The sequence below is a fragment of the Kribbella rubisoli genome (genome assembly GCF_004217145.1).
Lineage (GTDB): Bacteria > Actinomycetota > Actinomycetes > Propionibacteriales > Kribbellaceae > Kribbella > Kribbella rubisoli.
Genome location: NZ_SHKR01000011.1, coordinates 1,382,856 through 1,395,608, shown reverse-complemented (window position 1 = coordinate 1,395,608; position 12,753 = coordinate 1,382,856). Strand labels below are relative to the sequence as shown.

Sequence of the window (12,753 nt, the reverse complement as noted above, 5' to 3'; positions counted from 1 at the left end):
ACCGATGAGTCATGAGCTGACGTGGCTGCTGGTCGCGGTACCGGCGGTGTCCGCGGCGATCCTGCTGCTCGGTGGCAAGGCCACCAACGCATGGGGTCACCTGCTGGGCACGCTGGCGCCGCTGATCTCCTTCGCTTTCGGCGTCGTCCTGTTCATCCAGATGCAGGCCAAGCCCAGCGACAACCGGGCCGAGACGGTCCGGCTGTTCGAGTGGTTCTCGGTCGGTCAGATCAAGGTGGAGTTCTCACTGCTGATCGACCCGCTGTCGATCCTGTTCGTGCTGCTGATCACCGGTGTGGGTTCGCTGATCCACATCTACTCGATCGGCTACATGGAGCACGACGAGCGCCGGCGGCGGTTCTTCGGGTACCTGAACCTGTTCATCGCCTCGATGCTGCTGCTGGTGCTGGCCGCCGACTACCTGCTGGTCTTCGTCGGCTGGGAGGGCGTCGGTCTGGCGTCGTACCTGCTGATCGGCTTCTGGCAGTACAAGACGTCGGCAGCGGTCGCCGCGAAGAAGGCGTTCGTCGTGAACCGGGTCGGTGACATCGGCCTCTCGCTCGCGGTGATGAGCATGTGGGCGCTGTTCGGCTCGTCGGCCTTCGCCACCGTGAACGCCGGCGCCGAGCACCTGTCGAAGACCTGGGCCACGCTGCTCGGCCTGATGCTGCTGCTGGCGGCCTGCGGTAAGTCCGCGCAGGTGCCGCTGCAGTCGTGGCTGCTGGACGCGATGGAAGGCCCGACCCCGGTGTCGGCGCTGATCCACGCGGCGACCATGGTCACCGCGGGTGTCTACCTGGTGGTCCGCTCGCACGCGATCTTCGAGCAGTCCGACGCGGCGTCCACCGCGGTGGTGATCGTCGGTACGGTCACCGCGCTCGCCGGTGCGATCATCGGTTGCGCCAAGGACGACATCAAGAAGGCGCTGGCCGGTTCGACGATGAGCCAGATCGGCTACATGATGCTGGCCGCCGGCCTCGGCCCAGTCGGGTACGTGTTCGCGATCTTCCACCTGCTCACGCACGGCTTCTTCAAGGCCAACATGTTCCTCGGCGCCGGATCGGTCATGCACGGCATGAACGACGACGTGAACATGCGGCGCTACGGTGCCCTGCGCAAGTACCTGCGGATCACCTACGTCACCTTCGCCTTCGGCTACCTGGCGATCCTGGGCATCCCGCCGTTCTCCGGCTTCTTCAGCAAGGACAAGATCATCGAGGTCGCGTTCGCGGACAACACGGTGGTCGGTCTGTGCGCGCTTCTCGGCGCCGGGATCACCGCGTTCTACATGACCCGGCTGATGATGATGACCTTCTTCGGCGAGAAGCGCTGGGAGGAGGACGTACATCCGCACGAGTCCCCGAAGGTGATGACCGGTGCGCTGGTCGTGCTGGCGATCCTCTCGCTCGTCGGCGGGGCGCTGTACTTCGTCGGTCACTGGATCGTGAAGTGGCTGACCCCGGTGACCGGGTTCGAGGAAGCCGAGCTGCCGATCAGCGACGTGGCGATGAGCCTGATCATCCTCGCGGTGGTACTTGTCGGCGCGGGCGTCGGAGTCATGCTCTTCCGCCGGGACATCCCGCGCACAGCGCCCGTCCGGGTCTCGCCGGTCACCACCTTCGCGCGGCGTGACCTGTACGGCGACGCGCTGAACGAGGCTCTCTTCATGCGTCCGGGCCAGTACCTGACCCGGACCCTGGTCTGGCTCGACAACCGGGGCGTCGACGGCCTGGTCAACGGCCTGGCCGCACTGTTCGGCGGACTGTCCGGCCGGCTCCGCCGGGTCCAGACGGGCTTCGTCCGTTCGTACGCACTCAGCATGGTCTTCGGCGCCGCATTCGTGGTCGTCGCCCTCCTCGCGGTGAGGTTGTCGTGAACATCGGTTGGCTGACCCTGTTATTGCTCCTGCCGTTCGTCGGGGCCATCGCGACGATGCTGGTGCCCAAGGCGAAAGGCCTGCTGGCCAAGCAGGTCGCGCTCGGGTTCTCGCTCGTCACGCTGGTGCTGACCGCGATCGTCGCGATCGGCTACCACCGCAACGGCGCCGAGGACTACGCCGAGACGTACACCTGGATCAAGGCCTTCGGCGCGCACTACGCGCTCGGCCTCGACGGTGTCGGCGTGGTGCTGGTGGTGCTGACCGCGCTGCTGTCGCCGATCGTGATCATCGCGTCCTGGAACGACGCACAGAACGGCCGCTGGTCGGAGAAGTCCTTCTTCGCCTGGATCCTCGGCCTGGAGGCTCTGTCGATCGGCGTGTTCGCCGCCACCGACGTGTTCCTCTTCTACGTGCTGTTCGAGGCCACGCTGATCCCGATGTACTTCCTGATCGGCGGCTTCGGCGGTCCGCAGCGTTCCTACGCCGCGGTCAAGTTCCTGCTGTACTCGCTGCTCGGCGGTCTGCTCATGCTGGCCTCGGTCGTCGGCCTGTACGTCGTCTCGGCCAAGCACGGCGCTCCGTCGTACCTGCTGAGCGACATGGTGAAGCTGGACATGAGCCAGAACACCGAGCGCTGGCTGTTCCTCGGCTTCATGTTCGCGTTCGCGGTGAAGGCGCCGATGGTGCCGTTCCACACCTGGCTGCCGGACGCGGCCGGTGAGGCGACGCCGGGTACGTCGGTGCTCCTGGTCGGCATCCTGGACAAGATCGGCACCTTCGGGATGATCCGGTTCTGCCTGGGCCTGTTCCCGAACGCGTCCCAGTGGGCCACCCCGGTCGTGATGGTGCTGGCGCTGATCTCGGTGCTGTACGGCGCGCTGCTGGCGATCGGGCAGACCGATATCAAGCGACTGATCGCGTACACCTCGATCTCGCACTTCGGCTTCATCGTGATGGGTATCTTCGCGCTGACGTCGCAGGGCCTGACCGGGTCGACGCTGTACATGTTCAACCACGGTCTCTCCACCGCGGCACTGTTCCTGGTCGCCGGGTACCTGATCTCCCGGCGCGGGTCCGCACGGATAGCCGACTACGGCGGGGTCGAGAAGGTGGCGCCGGTGCTCGCCGGTACGTTCCTGTTCGCCGGCCTCTCCAGCCTGGCGCTGCCCGGCCTGTCGCCGTTCATCTCCGAGTTCATGGTGCTGGCCGGGACCTTCAGCCGGCACAAGGTGATCGCGGTGATCGCCGTCCTCGGTATCGTGCTGGCCGCGCTGTACATCCTGCTGATGTACCAACGCACGATGACCGGTCCGGTCCGCGACGGGATCGAGAAACTGAAAGACCTGAACCCGCGTGAGCTGCTCGCGATCGCGCCGCTCGTGATCCTGATCATCGGCCTGGGCATCTTCCCGAAGCCGGTGGTCGACATCATCAAGCCCGCGGTCGAATCGACCATGCAGCGGGTCGGCGTGACCGACAAGGCACCGCAGATCCCCGTGACGGAGGGACAGAAGTGAGCGCGATGTTGCTGCCGCTGGCGGACTTCACGGCGCCGAAGATCGAGTACAACGAGCTGATGCCGCTGCTCGTCGTCTTCGGTGCGGCGTGCGTCGGCGTCCTGGTCGAGGCGTTCCTGCCGCGGCCCATGCGGCACCTGGTGCAGCTGGCGATCACGGTGGTCGCCGTGGTCGTGTCCGGGGTCCTGACCGGCATCCTGATGAACGACAAGAAGGAGCTGATCGCCGCGCAGGGTGCGATCTCGGTCGACGGCCCCGCGCTGTTCACCTGGCTCATCCTGCTGGCCCTGACGCTGATCAGTGTGCTGCTGTTCGCCGAGCGTTCGATCGACGGCGGCCTGTCCGCGTTCGCCGGCCAGGCGGCCGCCGTACCGGGCTCCGAGGCCGAGCGGGAGGGGACGGCGGCTCGCATCGAGCACACCGAGATCTTTCCGCTGACCCTGTTCGCGGTCGGCGGCATGATGCTGTTCGCCTCGTCGAACGACCTGCTGGTGCTGTTCGTAGCGCTCGAGGTCTTCTCGCTGCCGCTGTACCTGCTCTGCGGCCTGGCGCGCCGTCGCCGGCTGATCTCGCAGGAAGCCGCGATGAAGTACTTCCTGCTCGGTGCGTTCTCGTCGGCGTTCCTGCTGTTCGGGATCGCGCTGCTCTACGGGTACGCCGGCACGATGTCGCTCGGCGGGATCTCGGACGCGCTGTCCACCCAGACCGGCGGCGACACGATCCTGCTGGCCGGGACCGGCCTGGTGGGTGTCGGCCTGCTGTTCAAGGTCGGCGCCGTGCCGTTCCACTCCTGGACGCCGGACGTGTACCAGGGCGCCCCGACGCCGGTCACCGGCTTCATGGCGGCCTGCACCAAGATCGCCGCGTTCGTCGGGCTGATGCGGGTCTTCTACGTGGCCCTCGGCGGCACGCGCTGGGACTGGGCGCCGATGATGTGGATCGTCGCGATCCTCACCATGGTGGTCGGTTCGATCGTCGCGATCACCCAGACCGATGTGAAGCGGATGCTCGCGTACTCGTCGATCGCGCACGCAGGCTTCCTGCTGACCGCGTTCGTCGGCCTCGCGCAGGCGGGCAGCGGCGTACACAACGGGATCACCTCGACCCAGGCGGTGCTGTTCTACCTGGTCTCGTACGGCTTCCCGACCATCGGCGCGTTCGCCGTCGTCACGCTGGTGCGCGACGCCGGCGGTGAGGCGACGCACCTGTCCCGCTGGGCGGGCCTGGGCAAGAAGTCGCCGCTGTTGGCCGGCATCTTCGCGTTCTTCCTGCTGTCGTTCGCCGGCATCCCGCTGACCGCGGGCTTCACCGGCAAGTGGGCGGTCTTCAGCGCGGCGTGGACGGGCGGCGCGTGGCCGCTGGTCGTCGTCGCCGTACTGTCGAGCCTGGTCGCCGCGTTCTTCTACGTCCGCGTGATCGTGCTGATGTTCTTCTCCGACCTGCCGGCCGACGCACCGGACGTGGCGCTGCCGGGTTGGCAGACCACTTCGGCGGTCGCGCTGGGTCTTGCTGCCACGGTGGTTCTCGGTCTGGTTCCCGGACCGGTGCTCGACCTGGCGGCCCGAGCTGGTGAGTTCATCCGTTGAGTCCGACCCCGCTGCCGGCCGAGAGCCTGGGATTCGAGTTCGCCGATGCGGCGCTCGAGTCCCGGGTTCGTGCTGGGCTGGAACGGGTCGAGCAGGCCTTGCTCGACGCGACCCAGTCCGAGGCGCCGTTCGTCACTGCGGCCGCCCAGCACGTGATGGTTGCCGGCGGCAAGCGGTTCCGGCCGCTGCTGGTGCTGCTCGGGGCCGAGTTCGGCGCTGATGTCGCCTCCGACGAGGTAGTGAAGGCGGCGGTCGTCGTCGAGCTCACGCACGTCGCGACGCTGCACCACGACGACGTGATGGACGAGGCGGCGCTGCGTCGCGGCTCGTCCACCGCGAACGCGCGGTGGGACAACTCGGTCGCGATCCTGTCCGGCGACTGGCTGTTCGCCCGCGCGTCGGACCTGGTCGCGGACCTCGGGCCGGAGGCGGTCCGGATCCAGGCCCGGACCTTCGGCCGGCTGGTCGAGGGCCAGATCCGCGAGACGATGGGTGTCGGCGAAGGCCAGGACCCGTTGAAGCACTACCTGTCGGTGGTCGCCGACAAGACCGGTTCGCTGATCGCGACGTCCGCCCTCTTCGGTGCCCGGTACGCCGGTGCCTCGGAGGAGGTGCAGGAGTCCTTGCGCGCGTTCGGCGAGGAGATCGGCGTCGCCTTCCAGCTCGCCGACGACCTGCTCGACATCGCCTCGGAGTCCGACCAGTCAGGCAAGACTCCCGGCACGGATCTCCGCGAGGGCGTGCCGACGCTCCCGGTGCTGATCTTCCGCGCCCAGGCGGATCCCACCGATCCCAAGGACGTCCGCCTGCTGGAGCTCCTGGACTCCGACCTCTCCGACGACGAACGGTTGTCCGAGACGCTGGACCTCCTCCGCTCCCACCCGTCCTTCCAGCAAGCCGAGGACGACGTACGCCGCCGCGCGGCCGACGCCCGCAAGCTCCTCAGCACCCTCCCCGAAGGCCCCGGCCGAGAAGCCCTCGACACCCTCTGCGACCTGGTAGCCACCCGCTCCGTCTGATCCGTCCCTTCAAGAAGAAGAAGAACTCCGCTGCTGGAGTCGTTGCGGCCGGGGTCTGGTCGGCGTGGCGACTCTGTGCGATGCTGTGCCAACTATGAGTAGGGCTTCGGGTCGGGACGTCGTGCTGCCGGTGGCGACGCTGACCGTGGAGTCGCTCGCCGAGAGCGTGCTGCTTCACCTGCCGGCGTTGACCGATGCGCTGGTCGAGACCATTCACGAGCAGAATCCGGCGTACCGCGAGATGGGATCGGTGCCGCGGCAGGATCTGTGGCGTTCGTGTCATGACAACGTTGCCCGGGTCGTGCAGATGATTGCCGCGGGCGACAACCCGGGGGTTCACTTCTTCGACGCCGCACTCGCGACCGGGCGCCGGCGGGCCGAGCAACGGATGCCGCTGGACGACGTACTCAAGTCCTTCCGCCTCGGTGGCCGGCTGGTCTGGGAGGCGTTGATCGACGAGGCGCGCGCCCAGGGGATGGCCGAGTCCGAAGTCCTGCTGGACGTTGCCGGCAAGGTGTGGGAGGTCGTCGACCGTACGTCGTCGCAGGTCGCCGACGCGTACCACGCCGCCGAGCGGTACCTCGTCCGCGCCGACGAACAACGCAGATCGACGCTGTGGGAAGGGCTGCTGGAGGGCCGGGCGAATCGTGCCTTCGTCCAGGAGGCGGCGACGGTCCTCGACCTTCCGGTGGGCGGACCCTACCTGGTGGTGGCGATCGACAACCTGGTCGACGACGAATGTACGACGACCTCGTTCGCGCGCCGCCTCGCCGGTATCCGCGTCAGTTCCGCCTGGCAGGTGCGGCCGCAGGCAGTCGTCGGCCTGCTTGCCCTGAGCACGGAATCGTCCGGGAAGGTGCTCGGCATCCTACGCGAGCTCGTGGATGTGCCGGCAGGCTTGTCCGGCGTCGTGTCCGGCCTGGCCGAGGTGGATGTCGCCTATCGTCAGGCGATGATGGCCCGCCGAACCCTGCCGGCCGGTCAGATCGACGTTGTGGCGCTGGTGGAGCGGCTCCCTGAGGCATTGTTGCTGAGTGCACCGGAGTTGGCGGAGCAACTGGTGCAGACCTGGCTGGTGCCGCTGATGACGGTGCCCGCGGCCGAACGTGAGCTCCTGCTCCGCACGCTGGACAATTGGGTGACGGCGGCCGGCTCGGTCCGTCGTACCGCCGAACTCGCGCATTGTCACCGGAACACGGTGATCAACCGGTTGCACCGGATCCACCAGATCACTGGGCGTAACCTCACCGACGAAGGCTTCCAGCTGGAGCTCGGTCTCGCACTGCGTGCCTTCAGGCTGTTCCCTCCGACGCCGTGACCCAACGGTGGTCCTGTGCGTTGTGCACAGTGAAACCGCGCGAAACGTAGGCATCGTGGCCATCCCGCCGCGCGATCGGCGGTGCCAGACTGCGTTCCCAGCATTGCTCGAGCACGGAGGACCCTGATGGCCGAACGCCCCCGTTCGTTGGACCGACCAACCGATCAGCCGAGCGGCGGGCGCGGACTGCTGGGCCGGCGTCGCGTCCTCGGATACCTGATCGCCGCGCCGACCCTGGCCGTCGGTGTGAGCTGGCTGGTCAACGACACCGACCCGCGGGCGGCCGATGCCGCCGTACCGTCGCTGCCGCAGCCGGAGGACATCTTCGACCTCGGCGACCTGCAGAACCTCGCGGCCGCGCCGACCTCCGGCCTGATCACGGTCGAGCTGAAGACCGACGGTACGGCGTTCTTCGCAGTACCGCGGGCCGAGGTCGGCCAGGGCATCACCACCGCGTTCGCGATGATGGTTGCCGAAGAGCTCGATCTGCCGATGGACAAGGTCGAGATCGGCCTGGCGGACGCGCGGCCGGAGTTGCTGATGAACCAGCTCACCGGCGGTTCGAACTCGATGCGCAGCATGTACCTGCCGGTCCGGACCGCCGCCGCGATCGCCCGGCAGCGCTTGGTGGACACGGCCGCGGCGCACTGGGGCGTCGCTGCCGGCAAGGTGACGGCGCGGGCCGGCGTGCTCACGGGTCCGGGAGGCCTTACTGCGACGTACGGATCGCTGGCCGAGGCCGCAGCGAGCATCAAGACGATCGCGGTGTCCGCCGAGCTGAAGTCACCGTCCGAGTTCAGCGTTCTCGGCCGGCCACGCAACCGGGTCGACGGCCACGACATCGTCACCGGTCGCAAGCAGTTCGCAATGGACCTGCAGGTTCCGGGCGCGAAGCCGACCATGGTGGCCCGGCCGCCGACGATCAACGGGACGCTGAAGTCGATCAACAACCTCGCCGCCCTGCGTGCGATGCCGGGGATCTCCGATGTCGTTGGCATCACCCACGGTGTTGCGATCAGGGGCGACACGTTCGGTCAGTGCATCGACGCCATCCAGAAGGTCGACGCGACCTGGGGACCGGGCACGGTGGACGACGAGTCCGACGCCACCGTGCTGGCGAAGCTGCGCGCGGCCCAGTTGCCGATGGTCGTGCCGCCGGTGCTGTCGCAGACGATCGACGCCGAGTTCGTCTTCGCGTTCGCCAGCAACAGCCCGCTCGAGCCGGACTGCGCGATCGCTGACGTCCGGCCGGACAGCGCCGAGATCTGGTCCAGCCTCAAGGTGCCGATCGTGGCCCAGGAGGACATCGCCAAACAGCTCGGTCTGCCGATCGACGCGGTGAAGGTGCATGTGATCCAGGGCGGCGGATCGTTCGGCCGGCACCTGTTCCACGACGTCGCGGCGGAGGCCGCGGAGATCTCGCAGAAGATGGGCAAGGCAGTGAAGCTGTCCTGGTCGCGGACGGACAACTTCCGCCAGGGACGCACCCACCCGATGAGCACCTCCCGTGTCCGGGTGAACTACCTGGCCGGCAATGTGCTCAGCTACGAGCAGCGGCACACGAGCGTGCAGACCGACTTCGGGCACGGCCTCGGCGAGATGATCACCGCGTTCGCCGCGGATCTGCCGGTCGGCGGCAACCTGTCGTTCGCCGAGACGATCTTCGAGCTCAGCCAGTCGTCGCCGTACAACTTCGGTGTGACCACCCAGCTGCTCAACGAGGTCCCGCTGAAGTTCAACACGGGCAGCATGCGCAACATCTACTCGCCGAACGTGGTCTGCGCCGAGGAACTGATGGTCGACCGGCTCGCCGCGAAGATGGGGCAGGACCCGGTCCGGTTCCGGCGGAGCTTCCTCAAGGACAAGCGACTGCTCGCCGTACTGAACAAGGCGGCCGAGGTCGGCAACTGGGGCAAGGCGATGCCGAAGGGTACGGCGCAGGGTGTCGGCGTGCACTCGGAGTACCGGGCCGCGGTCGCGACGCTGGTCGAGATCGACTGCCGGCCGGCGACGGTCAACCGGCCGGTCGACGGCGAAGGCGTGACCGGTCCGCGGGTCACCAAGGCGGTGATCGTCGTCGATCCCGGGTTCTGCATCAACCCGCGGGGTCTGGAGGCCCAGATGATCGGCGGGTTGCAGGACGCGATCGCGCTGGCTCTGACGTCGAGCCTGCACATCAAGGACGGCATCCCGCTCGAGGGCAGCTGGGACAACTACTTCTACACCCGCGAGTGGAACACGCCGCTGGATGTCGAGGTGGTGATCATGCCGAACACGAGCGAGAGCCCGAGCGGCGCCGGTGAGCTCGCGGTGGCTCCGGCCTTCGCGGCGGTCGCGTGTGCCTATGCGCGGGCGACCGGCACGATGCCGACGTACTTCCCGATCAACCACGGCACGCTCGGCTTCGAGCCGCTGCCGTTGCAGCCGTCCACTCCGCAGTCGCCGACCGACGGCCTCGACCACACGTTCTGAGGAATCCATGCCAACGCACACGTTCAAGCTCAACGGCAAGAAGATCAGCGTCGAGGCCGAGGACAACGTCCGGCTGTTGTGGGTCCTGCGTGACCTGCTCGGCGTCACCGGACCGAAGTACGGCTGCGCGCTCGAGGTCTGCAAGTCGTGCACCTCGCATATCAACGGCAAGGCGTTCAATCCGTGCTCGGTACAGGTCAAGGACATCGAGCCGACCGATGAGGTCACCACGATCGAAGGGCTGCCGGCGACCGTCGGCAAGGATCTGCATCCGATGCAGGAGGCCTGGCTGACGTACGACGTGGCCCAGTGCGGGTATTGCCAGCCCGGGCAGATCATGGCCGCGGTCGCGAAGGTGAAGCAGGCCCGGAAGGAGGGCCGCGACATCACCGACGCGGACCTCGACGAGCTGCGCAACATCTGCCGCTGCGGCACGTACTCGCGGATTCGCGAAGCGGTGAAGGCGGGCGCGGAGGACATGGGTGCGTGACGTCCTGCCCCACGTGCGCCGGTGGTACGCCGAGGGTGACCGGTTCGCGATCGCGACGGTGATCGACACGTTCCGATCGGCACCTCGTCAGCCCGGCGCGGCGATGGCCGTGTCCGGCGCCGGCGTGGCGGTCGGCAGTGTGTCCGGCGGTTGCGTCGAGTCGGACGTCTACGCGGTGGCGCAGGACGTCATCCGGACGGGCCGGCCCGAGGTACGCCGGTACGGCGTGTCCGATGACGACGTCTTTGCGATCGGTCTGACGTGTGGCGGTGTGGTCGAGGTCCTGGTCGAGCCTGTCGACGCGGGGTCGTTCGCAGACTTCGGCACGGTGACCGCCGCGGTAGCCTCGGGCCGACCGGTAGCGGTCGCGACCGTCGTCACGCCGGGAGAAGGCCTGGGGCGGCGCATCGTCGTCGAGGCGGACGCGGTCACCGGCAGTCTGGGCGATCCGGGTCTGGACGCGGCCGTGGTCGAGGACGCGGTGACCATGCTCGACACCGGCTCGACTGCGATCCGCGAGTACGGCGCTCACGGCGAATGCCGGCGTACGGACATCGCGGTGTTCGTCCAGGCGCTCGCGCCACCGCCGCGGATGTTCGTGTTCGGCGCGATCGACTTCGCGGCCGCGGTCGCCCGGGTCGGCAAGTTCCTCGGCTATCACGTGACGGTGTGCGATGCCCGCGGCGTGTTCGCGACACGGCTGCGGTTCCCCGAGGCCGACGAGGTCGTGGTCGATTGGCCGCACCGGTTCCTCGCCGGTCAGCTCGACGCGATCGACCGCCGTACGGCGATCTGTGTGCTGACGCATGATCCGAAGTTCGACGTGCCGCTGCTGGAGTTGGCTTTGCGGACGGACGCGGGCTACATCGGCGCGATGGGCTCGCGGCGTACCCACGAGGATCGGCTGTCGCGGTTGCGGGCCGCGGGTCTGACCGAGGACGAGCTGGCCCGGCTGTTGTCGCCGACCGGTCTCGATCTCGGCGCGCGAACTCCCGAGGAGACCGCGATCTCGATCGCGGCCGAGATCATCGCCACGCGCAGCGCGGCGAGTGCCCGGCCGCTGTCAACGACTACCGGCCGCATCCACGCGGCTGTCCTCCGATGATGTGAGCTGAGGTTTGGCCGGGCCGTGCTCCTCGACATACCCGCCGCTGGGAAGCCGGAGGATCTTGCCGGTCTCGATGCCGTGCGCCGCGACCTCGGCGTCGTGCAACTGCAGGCCGAGGCAGAGGCGGCGGGTGATGCTGAAGGCGATCGGCGGGCCGAGGATCAGTAGTGCCTGGAACAGGTGGATCAGCGCGTTCACCGAGAGGTGGAACTGGACGGCCATCGTGTCGGCGCCGGCTGCGGCCCACAGGGTGCCGTAGAAGACGACCCCGGCTACGCCGATGCCGGTGCGGATCGGGTTGCTGCGGGGGCGTTCGAGAAGGTGGTGCTCCCGCCGGTCGCGGGTCACCCGCTCCTCGATGAACGGGTAGATCCCGAGGAGCGCCAGGAACAGCGTGCAGACCGCGACCGGGACCAGGATGGCGAAGCTGATGGTCCGGCCCCACCAGACGACCTCCCACCCGGGGGCCAGCCGCAGCGCACCGTCCAGGAAAGCGAGGTACCACGCCGGACCGACTCCGGCCGAGGTGTCCGCCGGATCGGCCGGACCGAACAGCCACACCGGGTTGATGGTGGCCAGCGAGGCCATCAGGGTCACCACTGCGGCCACGAAGCAGAACAGGCCCGCGCCCTTCACCACGGCGACCGTCGCCCGGCTTCCGACCACGTTCTCCTCGGTACGCCCGGGGCCGGGGAACTGCGCCGGCTTGTTCTTCAGCGCGAGGATCCCGCTGACGATGAAGAGCACGACGAGCAGGGCAGGGAGGACGATGATGTGCAGCGGGTAGAACCGGCTGATCACATCGCCCGGGAAGTCCCCCCCGAACAGCAGCGCCGACAGTTGCGTACCCACGAACGGAGTCGCCTGCAGCACCCCGTCGAGTACGGCGAGACTCGTGCCGGACGCCATGTCGTCCGGGAGCGACGTACCGGTCAGACAGGCGCCCAGCGTGATGATCAGCAGCCCGAAGACGACCAGCCAGTTCAGCCGCCGCGGCCGGCGGAACCCCGCGGTGAAGAACAGCCGCAACAGGTGCAGCAGGATCGCCGCCACCATGATCAGCGCGCCCCAGTGGTGCATCTGGCGGATCAGCAGGCCGCCGCGCATCTCGAAGCTGATCTTCATCGTCGAGTCCAGGGCCTGTGACATCTGCACGCCGTGCAGCGGTGCGTACGGACCGTCGTACACAACGTGTCCGACCGACGGCTGGTACGGCACCATCAGCACGAGGCCGGTGAGTGTCACCAGAACGAAGCTGTAGAAGGCGATCTGGCCGAACAGCAGCGACCAGTGATCAGGGAATACTCTCCCGCGCAGATTGCGCACATTGTTCAAGGGACCCGGCACGATTCGGCCCTCCTCGG

General features: G+C 67.9%; 9 protein-coding genes. 8 read left to right on the top strand and 1 reads right to left on the bottom strand.

The annotated features are described in order from the left end of the window. Positions 1-4 precede the first annotated feature (4 nt). The 8 genes from nuoL to EV645_RS09610 all read left to right on the top strand — a co-directional run bounded on the left by nuoL (position 5) and on the right by EV645_RS09610 (position 11,386). Positions 5-1,876, top strand: coding sequence for an NADH-quinone oxidoreductase subunit L (nuoL, locus tag EV645_RS09645; protein ID WP_130441812.1), 1,872 nt, complete (start codon positions 5-7; stop codon positions 1,874-1,876). Beyond that, positions 1,873-3,396: an NADH-quinone oxidoreductase subunit M gene (locus EV645_RS09640; protein ID WP_130441810.1), complete on the top strand. Its 1,524-nt coding sequence runs from the start codon at positions 1,873-1,875 to the stop codon at positions 3,394-3,396. Before nuoL ends, EV645_RS09640 begins: the two co-directional genes overlap by 4 nt. A 5-nt stretch (positions 3,397-3,401) precedes the next feature. Further along, on the top strand, positions 3,402-4,982 hold the full coding sequence (nuoN, locus tag EV645_RS09635; protein ID WP_130443679.1) for an NADH-quinone oxidoreductase subunit NuoN: 1,581 nt from the start codon (positions 3,402-3,404) through the stop codon (positions 4,980-4,982). Then, positions 4,979-6,001, top strand: coding sequence for a polyprenyl synthetase family protein (locus EV645_RS09630; protein WP_130441808.1), 1,023 nt, complete (start codon positions 4,979-4,981; stop codon positions 5,999-6,001). The genes nuoN and EV645_RS09630 overlap by 4 nt, the downstream gene beginning before the upstream one ends. A 94-nt stretch (positions 6,002-6,095) precedes the next feature. Next, a complete protein-coding gene (locus tag EV645_RS09625; protein WP_130441806.1) occupies positions 6,096-7,319 on the top strand; it encodes a PucR family transcriptional regulator in 1,224 nt (407 codons plus the stop codon). Between the two features lie 126 nt (positions 7,320-7,445). Continuing rightward, positions 7,446-9,791 carry a molybdopterin cofactor-binding domain-containing protein gene (locus EV645_RS09620; protein ID WP_130441804.1) on the top strand — a complete coding sequence of 782 codons (2,346 nt, stop codon included), beginning with the start codon at positions 7,446-7,448 and terminating at the stop codon, positions 9,789-9,791. A 7-nt stretch (positions 9,792-9,798) separates the two neighbouring features. Beyond that, positions 9,799-10,281 (top strand): (2Fe-2S)-binding protein, encoded by a 483-nt coding sequence (locus EV645_RS09615; protein ID WP_130441802.1) that lies wholly within the window; start codon positions 9,799-9,801, stop codon positions 10,279-10,281. After that, complete coding sequence (locus tag EV645_RS09610; protein ID WP_130441800.1) at positions 10,274-11,386, top strand: XdhC family protein; 1,113 nt, start codon at positions 10,274-10,276, stop codon at positions 11,384-11,386. Before EV645_RS09615 ends, EV645_RS09610 begins: the two co-directional genes overlap by 8 nt. Here the strand turns inward: EV645_RS09610 and qcrB are convergent. Continuing rightward, positions 11,345-12,736, bottom strand: a complete 1,392-nt coding sequence (gene qcrB, locus EV645_RS09605; RefSeq protein ID WP_242000301.1) for a cytochrome bc1 complex cytochrome b subunit — start codon at positions 12,734-12,736, stop codon at positions 11,345-11,347. The genes EV645_RS09610 and qcrB overlap by 42 nt on opposite strands. Positions 12,737-12,753: the final 17 nt, after the last annotated feature.

Coding starts and splice junctions, on each gene's coding strand:
- nuoL (WP_130441812.1), top strand. CDS start 5: ATGAGTCATGAGCTGACGTGGCTGCTGGTCGCGGTACCGGCGGTGTCC.
- nuoN (WP_130443679.1), top strand. CDS start 3,402: ATGTTGCTGCCGCTGGCGGACTTCACGGCGCCGAAGATCGAGTACAAC.
- EV645_RS09625 (WP_130441806.1), top strand. CDS start 6,096: ATGAGTAGGGCTTCGGGTCGGGACGTCGTGCTGCCGGTGGCGACGCTG.
- EV645_RS09620 (WP_130441804.1), top strand. CDS start 7,446: ATGGCCGAACGCCCCCGTTCGTTGGACCGACCAACCGATCAGCCGAGC.
- EV645_RS09615 (WP_130441802.1), top strand. CDS start 9,799: ATGCCAACGCACACGTTCAAGCTCAACGGCAAGAAGATCAGCGTCGAG.